Raw genomic sequence first — 21640 nt, forward strand, 5'->3', positions numbered from 1 at the left:
CCCTTTCCTGACATCCGTCAGACCACTTCGAAGTTCGCCATCATCGCCATGTCCTCGTGTTCGGCGTTGTGGCAGTGGAAGACGTAGCGGCCGCGATAGCCGTCGAAGCGGGCGATAACCTCGACCGACTCGCCGGGACTCAGATCGACGGTGTCCTTGATGCCACCGTCGAACGGTCCCGGCGGGCGTCCGCCGCGTGAAAGGATCCGGAACCCCACCAGGTGCAGATGCACGGGGTGATGGATGTCGGCGACGAACCGCCAGATCTCCGCCTCGCCGAGGCGCGGGCTCGCCGACATCAGGTCCGGCGAGAACGGTTCCCCGCCGATCACCCAGCCCTCTCGTCCGTGGACGGTCCCAGCACGGAACGAGAACTCGCGCGTGGTCGTGGCCTGCTCGCGAGTGAGCGGCGGGATTTCGCCCAGCTTCGCCGGAACCCGGCTTTCGTCCGGCGCGCGGCGGGCGACGACGAACCGCATGACCTGAGCGGTCGAGCCGGTGCCGAGCCGGTTCACCAGGGTGACTTCGGTCCCGACCGGATACCGGCCGAAGTCGACGACGAGGTCGTACCGTTCCGCAGGGCCGATGGGCAGATGGTCGTGTTCGCGCGGCGCGTCGAGGAGGCCTTGGTCGGCGCCGATCTGGACGAACCCGCCCCCTCCGGGCGGTGGCGGGTCCAGTGCCAGGTCGTAGCGGCGGGCGTTGGAGGCGTTGAGGACCCGGAGGCGGTATCGCACGGCCGCCACCTCGTGTACCGGCCACGGCGCGCCGTTGACGAGGATCACGTCACCGAAAACGCCCTCCACGTAAGCACTTTCCACCCCCGGCGTGGTCCGCAGCGTCCGGTCGAGAGACGGATACGCGAAGGCGCCGTGCTCGTCGAAGGAGCGGTCGGCGATCATCAGCGGCAGTTCGCGCTCCCCGGACGGCAGTCCCAGTGACTCTTCCTCGTCGTCGCGGATGAGATGGAAACCGGCGAGGCCCCGGTACACGGCGGGACCGGTGAAGTCCATGCGATGGTCGTGGTACCAGAGGGTCGCGGCCCGTTGCCGCAACGGGAAAACGTAGTCACGCGAGCCGTTCGAGACCTGGGCGCGGGCATCGGCCATGCCGTGCCCGGCATGGCCCGCGTCCCAGCCGGACAGCGGCAGGACGAGGTCGGTCGGGTAACCGTCGGAGTCGGCGGGCGTGTGCCCGCCGTGCAGGTGGACGACGGTCGGGACGGGAAGTTCGTTGCGATGGTGGACCACGGCGGTCCGGTCCCGCCGCGATTCGATCGTCGGGCCGGGGAAGATCCCGTCATAGCCCCAGATCGGGGTCGCGACGCCCGGGAGGATCTCGGCCGTCGCGGCCCGCTGGGTGATCGTGTGGTGATCGGCGTCCGCCGTCCTTTGTGGACGCGAGACCGGCGGGATCGGCAGCGGTACCCGGAACGCTTCCGGCAGGGGGAGCCCGCTACGCAGCAACTCGCCGGTGCCCGGCGAACCCTGCGCGAGCAGCCGGGGAGCGGTGAGCCCCGCGGCGAGGAGGACACCCGCTCCGCCGGCGAGCCCGAGGAACGTCCGGCGGGGAAGCCCGCGGCTCATCGGTCCACCCGCCAGATCCCGATGGTCGTCAGCACCACTCCGGTGACGAGGGCGACGCCGAGAGGGATGTGCAGGTCGAGCGCGCCCGCCATCCCGGCGAGGTACTGCGCGGTCTCGCCCGCCGCGAGCAGCAGGCTGACCCAGAACAGCCAGCGCGGCCCGCGGACCAGCCACAGCACCAGTGCCGCCAGAATCTGGGCGTACGCCAGGTACGACACGGCGTCGGCGCCCCACTTGTGCAGCCAGAGCATGTCGTAGTCGCCGCCGAGATAGCCGCCGGCGAACACCGGCTGGCCGATGATCGCGACGGCGTGGGCGCTCACGAGCACCCGGTTCACCACCAGCGTCCGGCTTCGGGTAGTCACGGTTCCACTCACGCGAACGAACGTAAGAGCCGGGGCCTTATGCTGTCCAAGACAAGATCGGCTATCTGTTCATAACAGGCGAGGCATCAGCAGTGGATCTTCTGGCGCTCCGGTACTTCCAGACGGTCGCCCGGCTCGAACACGTCGGCCGTGCCGCCGAGAAGCTGCGTGTCGCGCAGCCTTCGCTCAGCCGGACGTTGGCGCGGCTGGAGCACGACCTCGGTGTCCCCTTGTTCGACCGGCACGGCCGCCGGATCCGGCTCAACCGGTTCGGCGCCGCGTTCCTCCGCCGCGTCGACCGGGTACTGGCCGAACTCGACGACGCCCGGCAGGAACTCGACGACGCCGCCGGGCTGGAACGCGGCGCGGTCACCGTCGCGGCCGAAAGCCTGCTCGTCCTCACCGAACCGCTTCGCACCTTCATTCCCGGTCATCCGCTGGTGGACGTGCGGCTGTCCCAGGCATCGGCGGAAGGCATGGCGGAGAAGCTGCGGTCTGGCGACGCCGACCTGTGCGTCACGTCGCAACCCTTGTCCGGTAACGACATTCGCAGCCGAGTGCTGCTCGACGAACCCGTGAAGCTGTGTGTGCCGTCCGGTCACCGGCTCGCGGGACGCGGTCGCGTCGGCCTCACGGATCTCGAGGGCGAGCCGTTCCTCACCACGCGGCCCGGCTACTGGCAGCGCGCGCTCGCCGATCACCTTTTCGCGAAGGCCGGTCTCGAACTCCGCATCGTCTGTGAGGGCGACGAAGCCGCAGTGCTCTTCCAGCTCGTCGACGCCGGTCTCGGCATCGCGTTCGTGCCTTCCGTCGGGCTGCGGTCCGCCATCAGCCCGACGGTGGTCTGGCTCGACGTCGACGACCCCGAATGCCGTCGCGTGCTCAGCGTCGCGTGGCGCGAGGACACCTACCTTTCCGCGGCCGCCCAACGCTTTCGGGATCACACTGTCGAACACTTCCGCGAACAGGCCGAAGCCGGGCCCGGTCGAACCGACCTGGACCCGGCTTCGGGAGGTGTTACGGGTTGAGCGTGACGCTGTAGGCGCTCAGGGCCTCGCCGATCGGCTGGAAGTACGAGGTCCCGCTGCCCTTGCCGGAGGTGATGCCCAGGCCGATGCTCCCGGAGAACAGGCAACCGCCCGAGTCACCGGGGTTGACCAGCGCGTTGGTCTGGATCAGCTGGTACACCGAGCCTTCGGCGTAGTTCACGGTGACGTTCAGCCGCTGCACCGATCCCGAGGTGAGGCGGGTGGTGCTGCCGCTCTTGCTGATCCGCTGCCCGACGGTCGCGGCACCGGCGGAGGCGATCTTCTGGGTCGAACCGTTCCACAGGGTCACCGCGCCGGGGCCGCTGCCGGAGGTGTTGCGGATCAGGCCGTAGTCGTTGTTCGGGAAGCTGGCACCCTGCGACGGCCCGACGTTCCACTGCGAAACCGCGCGGGTGCAGTGACCGGCGTCGAGGATGTAGTTCTGGCCGCCCTTGTTGGTGTTGAACCCGACCGAGCAGCGGGTGCCGCCGCCGGTGATGGCCTCACCGTTGTAGATGGCGGTGTGCATCTCGCCGGTGGTCCGCTCCACGCGGACCCGGTCACCGAGGGCTTCGGCGGCCTTCACGAGGGCCTCGGAGCCCTTTGCGGCGTCGGACACGGTCAGTACTACCTGGTTGGTCTTCGGGTCGAGGCCGATCGACGTGTGCGTGACCGTGGGCAGCGCCTGCAAGGCGTTCTGCGCGCTCGAAAGCGCCGCGCTGGAGTGCTTGACCACGCGGGCCTGCGCGCCGGTCGCGGTCACCTGGTCCGCGGCGGCCTGGTCCAGCACGTTCACCACGGGCCTGGCGGAGTCGTCGAGGTAGCCGTCGGCGGCACGGGAACCGAGGGAGGCGGTGACCTTCTGCACCGTTTCGGCTGCTGCCGTCTGCGCCCGCAGGAAGTTCGTGGCGGCGGCCTGGCTGACCCCGGCGTCCGAAGCGAGGGACGTCACCGCTTCACTCTGCACGGTGGGGGAGTAGCCCTCGATGGTGGTGGCGGTGGCCGTGGACGGGGCGAGGAAGCCGATGACCGCGGCTGCGGCCACCATGGTGGTGGCGGTACGGGCTAAGGGGTTTGTGCGCATACCGGGAACTCACTTTCGCGAGGGAGGATCCAGCGCGAAGGGTGGCCGCGCTGGACGCGGTGGGTGGCCGGGCACGGCCAAGATGGCCCGGCACCGGTGATCCGGTCTCGATCATGGTGATCGTGCCGACCGGTGCGGGGTACCGACTTTCGTTGGACAGGAAGAAAGATAGGTATCGCACCGATCGGCCTACCGACCTATTCGCGCACAGCAAACGGCGCCGTAACACCGATGTGATCACACGCCCGGCCTAGAGACCGTTCTCCGCGCCACCGATCCGTGAAGGGATACGGGGTTCTCTACGGGGTCGTGAGCGTTTCCCTTGTCCAGGATCAGTCGTCGAAGGCGAGCCGGGCGAAGCGTTCCCCGATGAGCCGGTGCGTGGCCGCGTCCGGATGGAGGTCGTCGGGCAGTGGCATGGCGGCCTGGTCCGCTTCGCCGTACAGGGTGAGGCCGTCGAGGTAACGCAGGTTCGGATCGGTCGCGCTTCGCTCCTTGACGATGCGGGCGAGCTCGCCGCGGATCGTGGTGAGCGTCAGCTTTCCCGCGGCGGTCTCGGCGGGGTCGCCGGTGGCCTTGAACCGCAGCTTTCCCTCGCTCATCGCGACGGCGCAGGGTCCCGGCGTGTGCTCGTGAATCGCGCAGTGGATCGGCGAGACGACCAGCAGCGGCGTGGTGGGGTGCCCTTCCCGGATGGTGTCGAGGAAACCGTGCACGGCCGGGACGAACGCGCGCAGGCGCATCGCGTCGGAGTTGACGAGGTTGATGCCGATCTTGACGCTGATCAGGGCGGCGGGTGTGTCCCGCATGGCGCGGGCGGTGAACGGGTCGAGCAGCGCGCTGCCGCCGAAACCCAGGTTGACCAGCTCCACCCCGGCGAGGGCCGAGGCCACGGCGGGCCACGTTCCGGTCGGGGTCGCCGCGTTGGAGCCGTGACTGATGGAGCTGCCGTGGTGCAGCCAGGTCTTGCGACCGCCGGTCTGTGCACTGTGGACGGTCGCGTCGGTGCGCAAGGCGACCAGCTGAGTGGTTTCGTCGTGCGGCAACCAGATCTCGACGTCCTTCTCGTCACCGGGCAGGCCGGCGAAGCGCAGGGTGCGCACGGGACCGGGCTGGGTTCGCATGCTGCCGTCGGTCATGTCGATGGTGAGCGTGTCGCCTTCGGTCACGCTGGCTCGTCCGGCGAGGCTCCCGTCGACGAGCAGTTCGTAGACGCCGTCGGGCCGGGGCGGCACGCCGACGTAGACCCGCTTGGTGGCGATGACGTCCAGTTCGACGTGTGTGGCCGTGGTACGGAAGGCCAGCCGGACACCGGACGGCTGCGATTCCGCCATGGCCAGCTGGCCGTCGGGGATCTGCTGCCGAGCCCGCGCGGGCAACCGGTGGGGGAGTACGCCGCGTTCCGTGCGCTCCAAGTCGAGGGCGCCGCGGACGAGGTCGGAGGTGATCGGGGTGGTGAGCATTTCCTTGTTCATTTCCTTCGGGGCCAAGCGCGCAGCAGGACGTCGAGCGCGTCGAGGATTTCGGTCCAGCTCTCCTGCGAGCCGGGGGTGCTGTGACTGAAGCCGCCGGCGGACTCCAATCCGACGAAGCCGCTGAAGACACTGCCCAGCAGCCGTACGGCGTGTGTCTGGTGCGGTTCGGCCAGGTCGTAACCGCGCAGGATCGCGCGCATCAACTCGGCGTGCCGGACGCCCGCGCTGGTGACGGCTTGTTCCGGGGCGAGCCGGAACCTCGCGGCGGCGAACCGGCCGGGATGTTCGAGGGCGTAGTCGCGGTGGACGTTCGCCAAGGCGATCAGCGCGTCCCGGCCCGCCAGACCCGCCACCGCTGTCGCGGTCAGATCGGCGAGTTCGGCCAAGGCCAGCAGGGCGATCCCGGTCTTCAGCTCGTGGGCGCTCTTCACGTGCGAATACAGGCTCGCCGTCTTGACGCCGCATCGCTTGGCGACCTCCGTCGGGGTCACCTGCTCGAAGCCGACCTCGTCGGCCATCTCCGCTCCCACCAGGACCACGCGCTCCGTGGTCAGCCCTGCTCGCACCATGTTCGCCAGGCTACCATAGTCCATTCGGGATTTGCCTAATGCTCTTAGGAAGCAAAACCTGGGTTCGGTAGCGGCCGCCCTGACGGAAGCTGGGCGCAGCTCGAACGGAGGTGAGCGTGATGAACACAGTGGACCCGGCCCAGGCCCGGCGCGACCGCATCGAGCGCTGGAGGGGAGACCGGCGCCTGCTCGTCGGCGCGATCGTGGCCTCGGCCGTCGCCGTGGTGAGCGGATTCGTGGCCGGGCGCGGGTTCGGCTCCTTCGTCGAGGTGTTCCGGACCATGGCGATCGACAGCGTTTTCGACGACCGCGCCGACGGTGACCCGCCGTATGGCGTGGTGTGGGGAACCTTCGCCGTCTTCGGCGGTATCGCCGGGGTGTCCCTCGCCAGTACCGCCATGAAGCGCTACCAGGGCCGCCCGTCGGGGCCGGTGTTCCCGGTCGTCCTGCTGTTCGCCGCGAGTACCCTCGGCACCTGGGAATCGTCGCGGGAGTGGCTTCCGCCGCTCGCCGTCGGCATCGCGGTCGACCCGGTCTTCCACACGGACGAGAAGTGGGGATTCTGGGGATGGCTGCTGTACTACGCGGACCGGTGGGTGCCCGCGCTCATGCTCGTCCTGACCTTTTTCGTGCTGTGGTACGCCATCCGCGTCTCGCGCCGGTACTCCGAGATGGTCCGGACCAGGGACTGGCTGCTGGCCTACGGCCGCCGGGTACCTGCTCAGATCGTCGACGTGAAGGTGCACGTCGGCGGGGACGAATCGGGAACCAGGGTCGTCGGCACCACCGTCACGCTGTGCTTCGTCGACGTCGCGGGTGTCCGGCACTGGGTGACTCGCCGCACCCGGGACACCACCATCGCCACCGCCGAAGTGCTGTTCGACCCGGCGTCACCGGCCGACGACAAGAAGATCTTCGTGGCGCTCCGGCGCTGCCCCGCCCTCAGCGACTGGCTGCCCGCGGCCTGAAAGTCTGGAGTCACGTTCATGTCGGCTGTCCCCGAACCCGCCCGCCCTGGCCCGCTCGCCCTCGTCCGCGGATTCCTGTCCGGGATCGTCATCGGGACGACCCTGTGCGCCTTCGTGGTCGGCATCATCATCGAGTACGTCCCGCTGATCATCGCCGGTCTGGGGCTCCCCGTCGTCTACGGAATCCTGCTCTACCTCGCCGGGGCACCGCGCCGCGCCCGCGAGGCGGCGATCGTCCCGGTGGTCGCGCTCGCCAAGATCGAGAGCCTGCGGGCCAGCGGCACGGAATCGGGCGACATCCCGGTCGACTTCGACCTCACCGTCGCCCCCGACGGCGCGGCGACGTACCGCCTCAAGATCCAGCACGGCGTCAACCTGGTGGACATCCCGAACCACCGGCCCGGCGGCATCCTCGTCATCCAGTACCCGCCTGACCGGCCGTGGAAGGCGCGGATCGTGGACCGGCCGTCGCCGGAGTGGGAGCGCCGCGCCGCCGGCGCCGTGATCGAATCCGCGCCGGAGACCAGTCTGGTGCAAGAGCGGCCGGAGGGCTGCGGATACGGTGCGCTCACGCTCTTCGGAGTGCTGCTCGGGGCGGCACTCGTGCTGTTCCTGTTCCGTGCGGAACTGTTCGGCCCGGAGTCCCGTACCGGGTCGGAAGAGACGCAGTCCTCGACGTCGTCCAGCGTGACCACGTCTTCGTCGGGCTCGGCCACCGTCACCGTCGGACAATCGCTGCTGGGCGAGGGGGAGTTGCGCCGGGCGATCGACTCGCTGGCGCAGGCCGCGGACGTTTCGCAGGTGGTCACCGTGGTGGTCGAAGAGCGACGGCTGACCGTGGTCTTCGCGCCGAGCGACGCCCAGGTGCCGCGGTTCGACCTCCGCACCCTGGCCGTCGACGGCCTCCCGGCCCTGGTCAAGCGGGCGACGACCACGATCGACGTCGGCTCGCCGCAGACCTGGCAGGTCACGATCGTCCCGTTCGGGAACGTCGTGAGCAGCCGCGTCATCGTGACCGGTCCCGGGGGGAGCGGCTCACTCGCGGATGGTGGCTAGGGCCGCGCCTGTGGTCGTGACCTGGCCTGCGCGAGGGTGAGGACTCAGCGATTGTCGGATGTCGACGATGTAGGAATCGGGACGTTGAGTGTCCCGATTCCTACATCGTCGAGGCGGGTGTTTTGGTCTGCACCCGTCGAGTGGGGAAGATTGAGGACGTTGAAGGTCCGGAATCTTCCCCACTCGCCCACGTCACCTTTGGCCTACCCCTGGCTAGAGCCCGCGATGAGCCTTCCACTTGTGGAGGAGGTCCAGCGCGGCCTTCTTGCCGTGCTCGGACTTGATGCTGTGGGCGAGACGCTCGGCGTCGTCGAAAAGGCTGCGGCCGAGAGTCTTGTCCGTCCCTGCCGCCGTCCAGGCGACCGTGATCAGCGCGGTCGCCGCGTCGTAGAAACCGTCGCCGCCTGCATCGGGGATGGCCTTCGCGATCCGTGCGGCTCCGAGAGGGTCGCTCGCGGCCGCCCGCTCGGCGATGCCCTTGCCGGTGGGGCCGCGGAGATCCATGTCCGTCATGGACCGGAGGACCTCTTCGGATCGGGCGAGATCCGTGAGCGCCAGCTCCCGCGCGAGCCGCGACAGCTTGATCTGGGAGTCGCCTAAGGGATTCACGCGGACGAGCCTGCCAGTGTTCGTCCGGCGTCACAGCCGGACGGCGGCGCGTTCGCCCGAAGTGTCCAGTCGTTGAACACTCGTCTGACGGCTGGACTTCGCCCCGACCCACCGGTAGACCAAGATCCCGTGACCTCTGCCAAACGCCGCCTCGCGGGTGTCCTCGCCGTCCTCTTGCTCACGATGGCCGGCACCGCCGCTCCGGCCTCGGCCGCCACGAACCTGACCGTGCTGAGCTTCAACATCTGGATGCAGGGCTCGCACGGCGGTATCGGCTCTGTGGTGAACCAGATCCGGGCTTCGGGCGCGAACGTGGTGGCGCTTTCGGAGACCGGCGGCGGCGCCACCGAAGCCATCGCAGACGCGCTGGGCTGGCAGCACACCGAGCCCGGCTGGGACATCGATGTGATCAGCGCGCTGCCGATCCAGGACACCGACTGGAAATCGTGGAACGACACGGGCGCGCGGGCCATCACGGCGAAGATCGCCGGGGTCTGGGTCTACTCGATCCACCTGGACTACACGAAATACGGCCCGTACAACGCGTGCTTCGACAAGGACGGGGTCAGCACGATCCTCGCCGACGAGACGAACCGCCGCCGTCAGGCCGAGCAGATCGCGGAATGGACGGGCAGCAGCCCCGGCATCGTCGCCGGCGACCTCAACAGCCCGTCCCATCAGGACTGGACCGCGGCCGCCAAGTCCAGGCACTGCGGCTACGAGGTGGCCTGGCCGACGACGAAGGCGTTCACCGCTCGCGGCTTCACCGATTCGTACCGGAAGCTGCGGCCCGACCCCGTCGCCGATCCCGGCGACACCTGGTCGCCGGTGGTCAAGGACAACCAGGGCAGGCCGGAGCCGCAGGACCGGATCGACTTCGTCTTCTACCGCGGCGGATCGATCACGCCCAAGAGCACCCGGACCTTCGGCGGCGGGTCGGGCTGGCCGTCGGACCACCTGGCCGTGCTCAGCGCGTTCACGGTGTCCTGACGGGGAGTTCGCGCACTCCCAGCTGCTCGAAGAGCCAGAGGATGTCCGCGTTGATCCAGTATTCCGCGATCAGCCCGTCGGCCACGCGCAGGATGTCCTTGCCGTGGAAGGAAACGCACCGGCCCGCCGTCGAGCGGGGCCGCGTGCCAGGTGAAGTCCTCGGGCACGGTGGTTTCGGTCAGCGCCAGGTCGCCGTTCCAGATCGCCACCCAGGACTCGGCCAGTTTCGCGAATGCGCCCGTCATCGTCAGTCGCTGTGCTTTCCCGGGGCGGCGCTGCCGGAGTACTCGCCGAGATCGGAGACCAGCTTGGTCAGCTCGGCGTCGTTGTCGTAGCGGCGCTGGTGCAGTTCGGCGATCTTCGTGGCCATCTCGGGGTCCGGGTCGTCGGTGATGTCGAAGGACGCGAACTTGTCGACCAGCGGCAGCCCGACCCGGTCGGTGTTCCGGTGCGCCGGGTGGATGAGGTACTCCCAGTAGCCTTCGAGATCCTCGATCACGAAGACGGCGCCCCATTCGTACTCGCCGCCGAAATCGCGGCCGACGACGAAGGATTTCACCGACGGGATGACCCGGCCCTGATTGCGGAGGCTTTCCAAAGCTTCCTCGACCTGTTCCGGCGAGGCGCCGGGCCGGAGGGTGAAACGGTTGCCGTGGTAGATCATCGTGCTTCCTTTCGTTTCGAGAGAAGAGCGGCGAGTGCCGCTCCGGTCGCCATCGCGATGCCGGTCGAGGTGAAGGCACCGTCGATGCCGATGGTCTGGATGAGTGGCTGGACGACGAGCGGGGACAGGAACTGCCCGAGGAAGATCCCGGTGACCAGGCCGCTGAGCACCCGGCCGCGTTGCCCGGGACCGGCGAACTCGGCCAGGCGCAGGTTGAGGTTCGGGACGACGAAGCCGACGCCGAAACCACCGACGAGCAGTCCGGCCACGACCTGGACGACGGTGCCCGCCGTTCCGATCACCAGCCAGCCCGCGCCCAGGAGGGCGACGCTGACGGTGGTGATCGCCGTGGAGTTCAGTCGTTTGCGCAGGCGAGGGAAGGCGAGGGCGCCGGCTACGCTGGTCAGCGTGCTCCCGGCGACCACGGCGCCGATGGCGGCGGGACCGCTGCCGAAACCTTCCAGCAGGAACGGCAACTGCGTCGGCGCCATGTAGAAGACCAGCGTCGCGACCAGGGCCAGGACGTACACGCCGATGATGCGCCCGGGCAGCCGGGCCCGCTGGTCTTCACGCACCGTGGGATCGCTCCGCGGCGGTTCACGCACGGAGACGATCGCGAAGACGGCCACGATCGCCGAGGCCGAGTACATCCAGAACGGTGCCTGCCAGTTCACCGTGGCGAGCAGCCCGGCCAGCGGCAGGAAGACGACACCGCCCAGGCTCGCGAACGCCTGCTGGAGCCCGAGGAAGGACGCGCGGCCGGAGCCTTCGAACCAGTCGGTGATCAGGGCGCTGATTGCGGTCATGATCCCGCCGACGGCGAGCCCGAGCCCGGCCCGGGTGACCAGCAGCAGGGAGAGGTCGCTCACGAAGAACCCGGCCGTGCCGGTGATCGCGTAGAGCACGAGCCCGGCCAGCAGCAGCGGTCGGCGCCCGACGCGGTCGGCGACGATCCCGGACAGCGGCGCGCTGATCGCGATCGCGAGCGAGGTCACGGTCAGCGCCAGCCGCACGAGAAGCCCGGAGCCGGGTGTACCGGCGAAGACCTCCCGCATCGCGGGCAGGCTGGGCGCGATGATCGCCGCAGCCATGATGGTCAGCGTTGCCGCCGCCAGCACGGTGCCGCGGGCCAGGCGTGTCGGCGTCAAGGTGGCTGCTCGGTTCGTCACGCCACCAACCTCGCAGCGGCGCCCCGGGCTCGCGTCGGTGAAAATCGCCTATCTCCGCGGTTCGCCGACGCAGCCGGTGGGGGCGGTCGTGATCACGGCCCCTGGTAGAAATGTCCGATGCGGGATTTCTTCAAGGGTTTCCGGATGTTCGGGCAAGGCCTGGGCATCCTGCTGCGGTCACCGAGACTGCTGCTGATCGGGGCGCTGCCCGCGGTGCTGACCACGCTGCTGCTCCTCGGCGGAGTCGTCGCGCTGGCGTTCTGGATCGACGACCTTTCGCTGCTGCTGACTCCCTTCGCGGATGACTGGGACGAGGGTTTGCGGACCGCGGTGCGGGTGGCGGCGGGTGCCGCGGTGTTCGGGGTGGCGCTGGCCGTCGCCATGATCGGGTTCACGGCGATCACCCTCGCCATCGGCGGGCCGTTCTACGAGCACATCGCGGAGAAGGTCGAAGACGATCTCGGCGGCGTTCCCGGCGCGGTGGAGTTGTCGGGGTGGCGGTTGCTGGTGATGGGCCTGAAGGACGGTCTGCTGCTGGTCCTGCGCTCGCTGATGTTCACGATCCCGCTCCTGATCGCAGGCTTCATCCCCGTGGTGGGGCAGACCGTCGTGCCGGTCCTGCTGGCACTGGTCACCGCGTGGTTCCTGGCGCTGGAACTGATCGCCGTGCCGTTCTACCGGCGGGGGATGGATCTGAAGCAGCGTCGGCTGGTGCTGCGGAAGCGCCGTGCGCTCGCCCTCGGGCTGGGGCTTCCTGTGTCGCTGCTGTGCCTGATCCCCTTCGCCGCGCTGATCGTGATGCCCATGGGCTTCGTCGGTGGGGTGCTCGTCGCCCGCGAAGTCCTCACGCCGACCGTGCGTGAACCTCACGAAGTACGCTGAGGAAGACGTCGACCGACTCCGCGCCGGAGATGCCGAGGGTGCGGTCGAAGACGAAGAACGGCGCTCCGCCGGCACCCAGTCGCCTCGCCTCACGAGCGTCTTCCCGGACCGCGTCGGCGTAGTCGTCTCCGGCCAGGACCTGGCGCGTCTCTTCGGCGTCCAAGCCGATCTCGACCGCTAGGCGGACGAGGGTCTCGGTGTCGTCGAGGATCTCACCGTCGACCAGAAGCGCGTGCAGCAGCCGTTCGTGGGCACGGGCGCCGAGCCCGTGCCTTCCCGCGAACTGCGCGACACGGTGGGCGTCGAAGGTGTTGCACAGGTAGGCACTGTCGAAGTCATACGTCAGCCCCTCGGTCGCCGCGGGCGCGTCGACCTTGCCGACCATCGACCGCACCTCGGCGAGGGTTCCACCCGTCTGCTCGATGAGAGCCTCGTAGAGCGGCCGGGCCGCGCCGTGCGGGTAGTGCGGGGCGAGTTGGAAGCTGCGCCACACGACCTCGACGTCACCAGCGTGTTCGAACCGGCCGATCGCTTTGTCCAGGCGGCGTTTGCCCAGGTAACACCACGGGCAGCCGACGTCGGACCACACTTCTACCCGCATGTTCCACCTCCGGGAATACTCTGTCGAGAAGACGATCTGTGCTCACGCGCTAGCATGGGCCGGGTGACAGGTTCGGCGATCGACGCGCTCCCGCAAGGGCTGGATGACAACCTCGGCTGGCTCCTCGGGCAAGCATGCCAGGCGCACGGATCCGTTCTTGAGGACGCGGTCTCCGAGGTCCCGCACGGCTTGCGCGGCTTCCAGGCCCTGTGCGGCGCGGTGCGCGGGAGCGCGCGAAACCAGGCGCAGCTGGGCAAGCAACTCGGCATCGACCGCACGGTGATGGTGTACCTGGTCGACGACCTGGTGTCCGCCGGGCTGGTGGAACGTACGGTGGACCCGGGTGACAGGCGGAACAAACTGGTCCTGGGCACCGAGGCGGGCCGGAAGCTGCTGGACAAGACCAAGGAAGCGATCCTGGCCGCGGAGGCCGAGGTGCTGGCTCCGTTGACGGGGAAGGACCAGGACCGGTTCCGGGAGATGCTGCGCGCCGTCGTCGCGCATAACCTGCGCTCAGCCACGTGAGAGGGACTCCGTCCGCGCCGGCACGAACACGAGTGCTGCGATGACGGCCAGCACGACGAAGACCGCGCTCCCCAGATAGGCCACCCGGAAGCCGGACGCCGCCGCTTCCCGTTGTCCCACACCGGTTTCGGCCAGTGACGAGGTGCGGGAAGCGGCGACGGTCGCCAGTACGGCGGTGCCCATGGCCGCGCCGATCTGCAGGGTGGTGTTCACCAGACCCGAGGCGACACCGGTGTGTTCCGGCGATCCGGCCGACATGGCGGTGCCGATGACGGCGGGTACCGCGGCGCCCATCCCGATCCCGGCCAGCAGGAGCGGCGGGAGCACGTCGGTGGAGTAGAGCCCGTCGACCGGGACCCGGGTCAGCAGCGCCAGTCCCGCCGCCGCGACGAGGAGACCACCGGCGAGGACAGGGCGGGTGCCGAAACGGCCGATCAGCCGCGGCCCGAGCCAGAGCGCGACGACGGCGTTCGTGACCGGTGTCGGCAGGAAGGCGAATCCGGTGGTGAGCGCGTCCAGCTCGAGAACCTGTTGCAGGTAGAGGGCGGTGAGGAACTGCAAGCCCATCATGCCCGCCACCATGAGGATCATGACGATGTTCCCGCCGGTCACCGGGCGGGAGCGGAACAACCCCAGCGGCATCAGCGGTATCGGCGCCTTCTTCTGGCGAAGGACGAAACCCGCCGGCAAAAGCACCGCGAGCGCGAGCGAGGACCAGCGCCGGACGGGCTCGCCGGTGTCGACGATGACGTAGACCAGCAGCATCGCGCCCGAGGTCACCAGCGCCGCTCCGATGACGTCGACACCCGCTCGCAGGCCCGCGCCGCCGTCGCGCTCGATGACCGCGAACGTCGCGAGGACGACGACGATGACGATGGGCACGTTCACCAGCATCGTCCAGTGCCAGCTGAGACCCTGCGTGAGCACGCCTCCCAGGATCATGCCGAGGGACGCCCCGCCCGCCTGGACGAAGCCGAAGAGCCCGAGTGCCTTGCCCTGCTCGGGTTGTCCGGGGAAGAGCGTGACGATCATGCCGAGCGCGACCGACGTGGTGAGCGCGCCACCGATGCCTTGCAGGCAGCGGAAGGCGACGAGCGTGGCCTGGTCGCTCGCCAAGCCACAGAGCAGGGACGCGACAGTGAAGACGGTCAGCCCGATCACGAACACCCGTCGCCTGCCGATCAGGTCACCCAGCCTGCCGGAGAACAGGAGCAGCCCGCCGAAGGGCACGAGGTAGGCGTTCACGATCCAGGCCAGATTCGACGGAGTGAAGCCGAGATCGGCCTGGTTGGAGGGCAAGGCCACCACCGCGATCGTGCCGTCGAGCACCACCATCAGCGAAGCCAGGCACAGCACGACGAGTGCGAGCCGTCGTGACCGGCCACGCGGGCCGGGGTCGTCGAACATCGGTTGGACCCCCTCGATATTCATCTGACTTGCAGATCATCTGTGAAACAGACTATAGGGGTGGCGCGACTGTGTTGCCAGGGCCTTGTTTCGTGCCGGTTGACCGGCTGTGCACGGTTCGTGTCCCGGCGTGCATCCGGCACTGGTCTTGGCACGCCGGAACGGGGAGGATGTCCGCGTCGGTGACGAGAGGGAGCGCACGACATGGTCAAGGTGCACAACAAGGCGGAGGCCGAGCGGATCCGCGAAGAGCTGCGCGAGCATCGGCGGCCGTCCGGTCCGGTCGGCAAGGCCGATCAGGTCGAAAAGCCGACGGGTGAGGGCGCGGCGGAGATCGTCGCCGACGGCTCGAACCGCATCGAACTGGACCACGCGGAGATCGCGGACGCGCTGAAGGCGTTGGACGACCGCCAACAGGTGCTGGAGGAGCACTTGGTGGAGGCCCGCAAGCTGGGGACCCCGCTGGCCGACGGCAAGGGCCCCGTGTCCGTGCCGATGCGCCGGTCGTTCGCCCGCCGGGGCGGGGCTGAGGAAGGTGGGGTGCAGGTCGCGCTCGAGTCCTATCTGGCCGAACTCGCCGCGTTCCGTGCCGCGATCAGCCTGGTCGCCGAGCGGCACGTCCGCACCGACGAAGCGAACGCGTCCGCCGTCGACGCCGTGGTGAGGGGGACCGATGGGCCGTGAGTACTACACCGAAAAACATCCGCTGAGCGCCCGGGCAATTGCCAAGCAGAAGAAGGTGGCCCGCAGCCGGGAGGCCAACCTGAAGGAAGGCGCGTTCGGGAAGATCAACTGGGAGTGCTACCACCACAGTCAGTTGTGGGACATGATCAAATCCGCCGAGCCGTCGAAGCTGACGGAACAGACGGATCGCTGGAATGAGCTGGCCCTGGGCATCGACACGGTTACCGCCGAGGTGCGGATCATCGTGCAGAAGCTGGCGCTGTCCTGGCACGGCCCGTCTTCGGCGCAGGCAGCCGAGTCCGCGCACCGCCTCACCACCTGGGGCAGTGAGGCCGCACAAAGCTCCCAGCACATCGGCGACGGCCTCGACGCCTACACCTCGGCGGTCACCGAAGCCCGCATGAAGATGCCGGAGCCGGTGCACTACGTCGCCGAACGCCTGTTCCGAGAGGGCTACGCGGTGAAGGCGCTCGACGGTCCGAATGGCGCGTACATGATGGACGCGCTGCTCGACGACCAGCTCCCGACCAAACGGGAGGCGGACCGGGCCAAGGCCGAAGCCGTCCGGGTCATGGAACAGTACGAACACGCCAGCCACGACGTCCGGCACCGGCTCCCGCCGATGTTCGAGGCCCCGCCGAAAGCGGCCGAAATCCAGGTGCCGCAGCCACCCGTGGCACAGCCCGTCGCACCCGTCGTAGCCGTGCCGCCCCGGCCCACGCCTGGTGCACCGCCGCCAGTCCCGGCCCCGGTTCCGTCACCGGACACCTCCGGACCGGACGTCGTGAACCCCGATGACAGCGCCACGTACGCGGCCTCGGCCGGAGTCGTCGACCTCCCGCCCGGAGGGACGGCCGGTGTCGGCGGACCGGGATACGGTCCCGGTTCCTCCCTGCCTGGAGGTGCCCTCTCCGTCGAGGGCGCAGCCAGAGGCGGTGGCAGGGGAACTGGCGCGGGTTTCGTGGGTGGTTTCGGTGGCGCGGCAGCTCCGGCCGCCGGGGGATTCGGCCAGGGTGCCGCAGGTGCCCGAGGCGGCGCCGGGGGAGCGGGATTCGGCATGTACCCGCCGATGACCGGCACCCAGCGGGAAGAGGAGAAGGAACACCGCGACCGCTACGGCAGCGGATACGACCTCCTCGACGATCTCCCGCCCGCCTATCCGCCGGTGTTCGGCGAATGAGCGGCTACCGCGCCGAGCCGGAGCGACTGCGGGTGCTCGCGCGGCGGTTCGAAGACGTCGCGGAAGACCTGGGCGACGCCGCGCGGCTGACGGACGGCGTCGCCGCGGGTGATCTGGGGCCACCCGGGATCGCACTCGCACTCGACGCGCTGATCCGGCCTTGGTCGGGCTCCTTCGCGGCGACGCGCGCCGAGTTCGCCGGTGCGGCGGCCGGGATCCTCACCGCGGCGAAGTCCTATGAGGACACCGACGACGACGCCGTCCGGGCACTGCGGCGTGCGGACGGGGGCTCCTGATGCCCGAGTTCAGGGGTCTCGGTTTCGACCCGGTTCCGGGCGACGCGGACGCCGTCGCGGCCGCTGCCCAGCGGTGTTCGGAGGCGGCCGCGAAACTCGACGCGGCGACCGCCGTCCGGATCGAAGTGCCGCGTGAATGGGAGGGTGACGCCGCCGGAACCGTCGCCGCCCGTGCCGCCGCGGCGAGGACGGCGCTCGAACCCGCGCCCGCCGTTCTTCGTGCCACGGCGGACATCCTCACCGCCTGGGCGGGCACCGTCGTGGCCGGAGTACGGCGAGCCGAGCAACTCGACCGGCGGGCTTTGGCGCTGCGGCGGGCGCTCACCGAAGCGGCGGACGCCGTCGAGATCGCGGAAACGGCAGTCCAGTTCGCCGTCGGCGCGGCGGCGGCACAGGCCGATCTCACGGCGGCGAAAACGCGCCACGAGGACGTGCGGCGCGAACTCGACCGTGTCCTGGAGCAAGCCCGGGCGCTGGAAGCGAGCCACCGGGCCGAAGCGTCGCGCGTCGAAGCCCGGCTGAGGGCGCTCGGCGAGCCCGGATCGGCCTTGGGTGAAGCACCGGGCGGCACCGCGCTCTTCGCCGAAGTCACCAGCGGCATGGAACGGTTCTCCTTGCTGGGCAGAGAACTCGCGGCTTCGCTGGCCCGCGCTCCCGGTCCGGCCGTCACCCCGCCTTCCGGCGCGGTCGGTGCTTTCGCGGCGGCCGTTTCCCTGGGTGGCCGGTGAAACTCACCGCGGTCCCGGGAATCACCCCGGTCTCCCTGGCGTCGGTGGAACGCACGACGGCCGAACTGCACGCGCTGCTCATCCGGCTCCGCGGCCCGGACGCCGAACGCGACCTCGGGCTGGAAACCGCCGCCATCCAGGCCGCCGAACGCGCCCACGAGCACCGCGCGGGCCTGCTGGCGGTCGCCGAGCATCGCGACGCCGACCCGGCGTTGCTGCTCGCCGGGTCGATCCCGGTCGAGCGGCCGCTGAGCGTCGAGGCCGCCGCGGAACTGAGCTGGTTCGCGGCCGACACCACGCCGGGGATCCGCGAGGTCAGCACCGCGACAACGGCTCGCGGATATCCGGTGGTGATCGTCGAGCGCATCGCCGTGGACGGGCCGGGCGCGCAGTTGCAGGCCGTCGTGCTCGACCCGGAACGCCCGCGTGTCGCGGTGTTCACCCTGCACTCGCCCGGCGGCCGCGGCTGGCTGGACGTCGCCGCGCTCGCGGGCACCCTCGTCGCGGGAGTGGACCTCAGTGCTCCAGCGCGCGTTCCCTGAACTCGCGGGGCGTGTCCCCGACAGCCTTTCGGAAAGAGCGCGAGAAGTGGGCCGCGCTGGCGAAGCCGCAGTCCTTGGCGATCTCGGCGATCCCCCGCGCGGCCTTCGCCGGATCCGCCAGCAGGGTCTTCGCCCGCTCGACCCGCAACCCCTTGATCCGTTCGGAGATGCCCTGCCCGTCGTCGAACAGCTGGTAGAGCCGACGTCGGGAGATGTACAGCGCCTCGGCCACCTGATCCGCGCTCAGCGAGGGATCGGCGAGATGGTCGCGCATGTACCGGACGGCCTCGCGCCGGCGGGTCGCGAGCGCGTCGGCGCGGTCGAGTTCGGCCCGCAGCACACTGCGCAGCACCAGTTCCGCGAGTCCGCGCAGGTGATGGCTGAGACCGTGCGGATCGAGCGACGGGCCGACCGCGAGGACGTGGGCGATCGCGCTGGAGAACAACGTGCGCAGCGGCGCGTCGACGTCGACGGGGCGGAACATCAATGGGCGCAATTCGGTGAAGGACAACGAGAGTTCCGCCGCCGGAAGGGTCAGCATGACGACGCCGCGCCTGCCGGGCGCTTCGCCGTCGTGCCCGCCGACCGGCAGCACGTGCAGAACACAGCCCGCGAAGCCGAGTTTCGCACCGTCCTCGGCGACAGCCCGTGGAACCGTGCACCGCAGGAGAAGCTGGATGCCGTCCGGGCCCGCCTTGCGGTCGCCGAGGATGGCCGCACGCGCCGCTGCGGCGCCGGAGGCACGGACGATCAGCTGTCCGGTCGCGACTTCTGGTTCGGTCATGGGCACCGTTCGCGGATTCGTCGGGTTTTCGCGTTCATCTTCACCGTTCGATCGGTATCGTGCCCGCCGAGTGGCGGCGAAAAGGGGAGGGGTGGCCATGGCGCGGCGTTCGGGCAGTTCGGCGGGCATCGTCCTGTCACATCTGGAATTCGACCTGCTGTGGGCCGATCTCGGAAACGGTGAGCTGCCCTACCCGCTCGAAGTGGCCTCGCACGGCGAAACCATGGACGAACGGGACGAACTGGGCGAACAGGTCTTCGCCGGGCTGACCGAGGCGGGGTTCACCAGCGGTGACGACGTCGACCCGGCGATCGAGGACCTGTTCGTCCTTCTGGGCTCACCCGCGCTGTCGGTGGACGCGCTCGTGCTCGGCGAACAGCCGTGGCGGATGCTCGCGGCCGTCCGGGGCGCTCATGGCGTGCTGGCGGTGCTCGACGAAAAGGACCTGGTCCTCGAACCGTTGCGGGCGAACGACCTGATCGTCACCGTCGGCCGGATGCTCGGTGACGGCGTGCCCGGGCCGGGAGAGCAGATCCGATTGCCGCGAGCCGCTTTCTCGGCGGCCATGGACGGCTTCGCGAGAGCGGGTTACGACGGTTTCGAACGCGCCCTGGCCGAAGCCGGGATCACCGGGCGGAGCGTGCGGCCCCTCGCGACGATGGTGACGTCGGCGCGGTACGGGGCCGGGCAACTCGCGGTCAACGGCGGACGCGGCCGGAGCCCGGTGCTCAGCTGGTTCGACACCGAGGCCGGCCGCTACGCCGTCACCCACGAGAACGTCGGCGGGGAGCCGTGGGTGATGGTCACCCCGGCCGACGCGGACTGGCTCGCCGGGCGCCTGACGTCGATGATCGACGACGTCTCATGACCACGCGAGACCGTCCACAACGGACTCACCGGCGTCGAGTGCCATGACCGTGGCCGTCGCGGCGAGCCGGAGCACGAGCGCGGACAGGTCGCTCGCGCGCGAGGTGAGCGCGAGCCGGTCGAACCGCAGCCCGACCGGCTTCCCGTACAGGTCGACCGTCACGGTGACGCCGTCGCTACTGGCCTCACCGGTGACAGCGGCCAGCCGTCCGCGGTAGTCGGTGTCCGGGGTTTCGGCGTCTTCGAGCAACTGCTCGACACTGCGTTCGTCGATCACTGCACCCTCCAGGTCTCCGGAGTCGTCTCTTCGACGGCTTCGGCCAGTTCAGCGCTCGTACCGAGGCCCAGCGAGTCCGCGTCGTCCAGTTCGAGACGTCGGCTCGCCTGAGCCGTCGCCCGCTCGACGAGACCGAGGATCCGCTTCGAGAGTTCCTGAGGGCCGAGCCGCAGCGCGGCCTCCTCGATCCGCAGATCCCGCAGCGCCCCGCCCGGTTCGACCTCGACCGTGATCACGCGGTCTCGCGCGCTTCCGGTGGTCACGGGCGCACTCCGCCGTAGAAGGTGGCGCTGGACAACGTGTGCGTGTTGCGGCGCACGGAGTCGCCCGAGTTGCCCTCGATCATCGTCACCTTGTTGCCTTCCACCTTCTCCACGATGCCGATGTGGGTGCTCGTCGACGGGCTCTGCGGCCCGGTCCCGAACAACAGCACGTCGCCCGGTTTGGCCTGCTTCAACGAGTTCTTGCTGTAGGCCTTGTCGTGCTGCTGACCCCAGCGGTAGACGTCGCCGGTGAAGGGCAGGATCGGGATCTTCACCCCGGCCTTGCGCCACATCGCGGTGGCGAACGACGCGCACCACGGCGCGGTCGGGCCGTAGGGATTCCGATTGCTGCCCGGAGGGTTCTCCCGGGTGCCGAGCTCCTTGCGTGCCGCGGAAACGACCTTCTGCCCGCGAGTGGATGCCTTGGCGGCTTCGGTCTTCTCGTGGCCTGACGAGTGGTCCGCGACCTGGCGGTCGGCGACGCCGTCGTGCCGGAGCTCCTTGCGCAGCGCCCGCAGCCGTTTCGCGGCGTCGGTGAGTTCGCCGTTCACCTTCCGCAGCGTCGCGGCCGACTGCTTCGTGTACCGCGGCGCGAGATCGGCGGCCGCGGCGATCGCGGTGACCATCGCGGCCCGCGAGCCCACCCCGGCGGCGTCGTCGAGGAGCTTCTTGGCCTTGCCGATGTACTCGTCGGCGAGCCGCTGGACCGCGGTGTGCCCACCATCCACAGTGGACATGACGCGGGCGACGACCCGTTCGGCGTCGGTGCTCGCGTCGGCGGTGGTGCGGATGTCCTTGCGCAGCCGCATGGTGGTGCGCTCGAACTCCTCCGACGCCTTGCCGTCCCAATGACTCAGGACGACGTCGGTCTCCTTCTTGTGCAGGTCGTGCTGGTCGTGCAGGGTCTTCGAGACCTGATGCAGGGCGAACTGGACGCGTGCGGCGTCTTCGGCCTTGCCCGCGAGCTTGTTGCGGTGCGCCAGGATGTCCGCGGCGAAATGCCGGGCGGTGGCGAGGGTGTCCATCGAAGTCTCCAACGCT

26 protein-coding genes are annotated in these 21640 nt (G+C 69.5%); 12 read left to right on the forward strand and 14 right to left on the reverse strand.

Annotated elements, in window-relative coordinates; genetic code table 11:
• Positions 1 to 17 precede the first annotated feature (17 nt).
• Both ACZ5IK_RS26565 and ACZ5IK_RS26570 read right to left on the reverse strand, forming a co-directional pair.
• The gene (locus tag ACZ5IK_RS26565; RefSeq protein WP_465490146.1) at positions 18 to 1586 is read right to left on the reverse strand and encodes a multicopper oxidase family protein; all 1569 of its coding nucleotides are present in this window, start codon (positions 1584 to 1586) and stop codon (positions 18 to 20) included.
• Positions 1583 to 1963, reverse strand: a complete 381-nt coding sequence (locus ACZ5IK_RS26570) for a hypothetical protein (RefSeq protein ID WP_101608389.1) — start codon at positions 1961 to 1963, stop codon at positions 1583 to 1585. The genes ACZ5IK_RS26565 and ACZ5IK_RS26570 overlap by 4 nt, the downstream gene beginning before the upstream one ends.
• Positions 1964 to 2043: 80 nt before the next feature.
• On the opposite strand from ACZ5IK_RS26570, the gene ACZ5IK_RS26575 reads away from it, so the two are divergent.
• Complete coding sequence (locus tag ACZ5IK_RS26575) at positions 2044 to 2979, forward strand: LysR family transcriptional regulator (RefSeq protein WP_465490147.1); 936 nt, start codon at positions 2044 to 2046, stop codon at positions 2977 to 2979.
• On the opposite strand, the gene ACZ5IK_RS26580 is transcribed toward ACZ5IK_RS26575, so the two are convergent.
• From ACZ5IK_RS26580 to ACZ5IK_RS26590, 3 genes are all read right to left on the reverse strand, one after another.
• Positions 2969 to 4027, reverse strand: coding sequence for a S1 family peptidase (locus ACZ5IK_RS26580; protein ID WP_465490148.1), 1059 nt, complete (start codon positions 4025 to 4027; stop codon positions 2969 to 2971). The two genes, ACZ5IK_RS26575 and ACZ5IK_RS26580, sit on opposite strands and share 11 nt — an antisense overlap.
• 368 nt (positions 4028 to 4395) lie before the next feature.
• Positions 4396 to 5526: an SGNH/GDSL hydrolase family protein gene (locus tag ACZ5IK_RS26585; protein WP_465490276.1), complete on the reverse strand. Its 1131-nt coding sequence runs from the start codon at positions 5524 to 5526 to the stop codon at positions 4396 to 4398.
• Positions 5527 to 5534: 8 nt separating this feature from the next.
• On the reverse strand, positions 5535 to 6107 hold the full coding sequence (locus ACZ5IK_RS26590) for a TetR/AcrR family transcriptional regulator (protein WP_465490149.1): 573 nt from the start codon (positions 6105 to 6107) through the stop codon (positions 5535 to 5537).
• A gap of 119 nt (positions 6108 to 6226) precedes the next feature.
• On the opposite strand from ACZ5IK_RS26590, the gene ACZ5IK_RS26595 reads away from it, so the two are divergent.
• Both ACZ5IK_RS26595 and ACZ5IK_RS26600 read left to right on the forward strand, forming a co-directional pair.
• On the forward strand, positions 6227 to 7075 hold the full coding sequence (locus tag ACZ5IK_RS26595) for a hypothetical protein (protein WP_465490150.1): 849 nt from the start codon (positions 6227 to 6229) through the stop codon (positions 7073 to 7075).
• Between the two features lie 18 nt (positions 7076 to 7093).
• Entirely contained in the window at positions 7094 to 8131 is a 1038-nt protein-coding gene (locus ACZ5IK_RS26600) for a hypothetical protein (protein ID WP_465490151.1), read from the forward strand.
• Between the two features lie 213 nt (positions 8132 to 8344).
• Here ACZ5IK_RS26600 and ACZ5IK_RS26605 read toward each other — a convergent pair whose 3' ends face one another.
• Positions 8345 to 8740 carry a hypothetical protein gene (locus tag ACZ5IK_RS26605; protein WP_465490152.1) on the reverse strand — a complete coding sequence of 132 codons (396 nt, stop codon included), beginning with the start codon at positions 8738 to 8740 and terminating at the stop codon, positions 8345 to 8347.
• A 129-nt stretch (positions 8741 to 8869) separates the two neighbouring features.
• Here ACZ5IK_RS26605 and ACZ5IK_RS26610 point away from each other — a divergent pair, with 129 nt between their 5' ends.
• Entirely contained in the window at positions 8870 to 9730 is an 861-nt protein-coding gene (locus ACZ5IK_RS26610; RefSeq protein WP_465490153.1) for an endonuclease/exonuclease/phosphatase family protein, read from the forward strand.
• Between the two features lie 247 nt (positions 9731 to 9977).
• Here ACZ5IK_RS26610 and ACZ5IK_RS26615 read toward each other — a convergent pair whose 3' ends face one another.
• Positions 9978 to 10394 carry a Dabb family protein gene (locus ACZ5IK_RS26615; RefSeq protein ID WP_465490154.1) on the reverse strand — a complete coding sequence of 139 codons (417 nt, stop codon included), beginning with the start codon at positions 10392 to 10394 and terminating at the stop codon, positions 9978 to 9980.
• Positions 10391 to 11563 carry an MFS transporter gene (locus ACZ5IK_RS26620; protein WP_465490155.1) on the reverse strand — a complete coding sequence of 391 codons (1173 nt, stop codon included), beginning with the start codon at positions 11561 to 11563 and terminating at the stop codon, positions 10391 to 10393. The genes ACZ5IK_RS26615 and ACZ5IK_RS26620 overlap by 4 nt, the downstream gene beginning before the upstream one ends.
• A gap of 117 nt (positions 11564 to 11680) precedes the next feature.
• On the opposite strand from ACZ5IK_RS26620, the gene ACZ5IK_RS26625 reads away from it, so the two are divergent.
• Positions 11681 to 12445, forward strand: coding sequence for an EI24 domain-containing protein (locus tag ACZ5IK_RS26625; RefSeq protein WP_465490156.1), 765 nt, complete (start codon positions 11681 to 11683; stop codon positions 12443 to 12445).
• On the opposite strand, the gene ACZ5IK_RS26630 is transcribed toward ACZ5IK_RS26625, so the two are convergent.
• Complete coding sequence (locus ACZ5IK_RS26630; protein ID WP_465490157.1) at positions 12408 to 13046, reverse strand: DsbA family oxidoreductase; 639 nt, start codon at positions 13044 to 13046, stop codon at positions 12408 to 12410. The genes ACZ5IK_RS26625 and ACZ5IK_RS26630 overlap by 38 nt on opposite strands.
• Positions 13047 to 13100: 54 nt before the next feature.
• On the opposite strand from ACZ5IK_RS26630, the gene ACZ5IK_RS26635 reads away from it, so the two are divergent.
• Entirely contained in the window at positions 13101 to 13571 is a 471-nt protein-coding gene (locus ACZ5IK_RS26635; RefSeq protein ID WP_465490158.1) for a MarR family winged helix-turn-helix transcriptional regulator, read from the forward strand.
• On the opposite strand, the gene ACZ5IK_RS26640 is transcribed toward ACZ5IK_RS26635, so the two are convergent.
• Positions 13560 to 14978, reverse strand: coding sequence for an MFS transporter (locus tag ACZ5IK_RS26640; protein ID WP_465490159.1), 1419 nt, complete (start codon positions 14976 to 14978; stop codon positions 13560 to 13562). The genes ACZ5IK_RS26635 and ACZ5IK_RS26640 overlap by 12 nt on opposite strands.
• A gap of 204 nt (positions 14979 to 15182) precedes the next feature.
• Here ACZ5IK_RS26640 and ACZ5IK_RS26645 point away from each other — a divergent pair, with 204 nt between their 5' ends.
• Genes ACZ5IK_RS26645 through ACZ5IK_RS26665 form a run of 5 tightly spaced genes read left to right on the forward strand, consistent with a single transcriptional unit; the run spans position 15183 to position 18408 of the window.
• The gene (locus tag ACZ5IK_RS26645) at positions 15183 to 15662 is read left to right on the forward strand and encodes a hypothetical protein (protein WP_465490160.1); all 480 of its coding nucleotides are present in this window, start codon (positions 15183 to 15185) and stop codon (positions 15660 to 15662) included.
• Positions 15652 to 16842: a PPE domain-containing protein gene (locus tag ACZ5IK_RS26650; RefSeq protein ID WP_465490161.1), complete on the forward strand. Its 1191-nt coding sequence runs from the start codon at positions 15652 to 15654 to the stop codon at positions 16840 to 16842. Before ACZ5IK_RS26645 ends, ACZ5IK_RS26650 begins: the two co-directional genes overlap by 11 nt.
• A complete protein-coding gene (locus ACZ5IK_RS26655; RefSeq protein ID WP_465490162.1) occupies positions 16839 to 17138 on the forward strand; it encodes a hypothetical protein in 300 nt (99 codons plus the stop codon). Before ACZ5IK_RS26650 ends, ACZ5IK_RS26655 begins: the two co-directional genes overlap by 4 nt.
• Complete coding sequence (locus ACZ5IK_RS26660) at positions 17138 to 17866, forward strand: hypothetical protein (RefSeq protein WP_465490163.1); 729 nt, start codon at positions 17138 to 17140, stop codon at positions 17864 to 17866. The genes ACZ5IK_RS26655 and ACZ5IK_RS26660 overlap by 1 nt, the downstream gene beginning before the upstream one ends.
• Entirely contained in the window at positions 17863 to 18408 is a 546-nt protein-coding gene (locus tag ACZ5IK_RS26665) for a hypothetical protein (RefSeq protein WP_465490164.1), read from the forward strand. The genes ACZ5IK_RS26660 and ACZ5IK_RS26665 overlap by 4 nt, the downstream gene beginning before the upstream one ends.
• On the opposite strand, the gene ACZ5IK_RS26670 is transcribed toward ACZ5IK_RS26665, so the two are convergent.
• The gene (locus tag ACZ5IK_RS26670) at positions 18383 to 19192 is read right to left on the reverse strand and encodes a helix-turn-helix transcriptional regulator (protein WP_465490165.1); all 810 of its coding nucleotides are present in this window, start codon (positions 19190 to 19192) and stop codon (positions 18383 to 18385) included. The genes ACZ5IK_RS26665 and ACZ5IK_RS26670 overlap by 26 nt on opposite strands.
• Positions 19193 to 19289: 97 nt before the next feature.
• Here ACZ5IK_RS26670 and ACZ5IK_RS26675 point away from each other — a divergent pair, with 97 nt between their 5' ends.
• Positions 19290 to 20060 carry an ESX secretion-associated protein EspG gene (locus tag ACZ5IK_RS26675; RefSeq protein ID WP_465490166.1) on the forward strand — a complete coding sequence of 257 codons (771 nt, stop codon included), beginning with the start codon at positions 19290 to 19292 and terminating at the stop codon, positions 20058 to 20060.
• Here the strand turns inward: ACZ5IK_RS26675 and ACZ5IK_RS26680 are convergent.
• Genes ACZ5IK_RS26680 through ACZ5IK_RS26690 form a run of 3 tightly spaced genes read right to left on the reverse strand, consistent with a single transcriptional unit; the run spans position 20055 to position 21624 of the window.
• Positions 20055 to 20336, reverse strand: a complete 282-nt coding sequence (locus ACZ5IK_RS26680) for a hypothetical protein (RefSeq protein WP_465490167.1) — start codon at positions 20334 to 20336, stop codon at positions 20055 to 20057. The genes ACZ5IK_RS26675 and ACZ5IK_RS26680 overlap by 6 nt on opposite strands.
• Positions 20333 to 20599 (reverse strand): YbaB/EbfC family DNA-binding protein, encoded by a 267-nt coding sequence (locus ACZ5IK_RS26685; RefSeq protein WP_465490168.1) that lies wholly within the window; start codon positions 20597 to 20599, stop codon positions 20333 to 20335. The genes ACZ5IK_RS26680 and ACZ5IK_RS26685 overlap by 4 nt, the downstream gene beginning before the upstream one ends.
• On the reverse strand, positions 20596 to 21624 hold the full coding sequence (locus tag ACZ5IK_RS26690) for a CHAP domain-containing protein (protein WP_465490169.1): 1029 nt from the start codon (positions 21622 to 21624) through the stop codon (positions 20596 to 20598). Before ACZ5IK_RS26690 ends, ACZ5IK_RS26685 begins: the two co-directional genes overlap by 4 nt.
• Positions 21625 to 21640: the final 16 nt, after the last annotated feature.

Source organism: Amycolatopsis sp. NPDC031561, assembly GCF_055580625.1.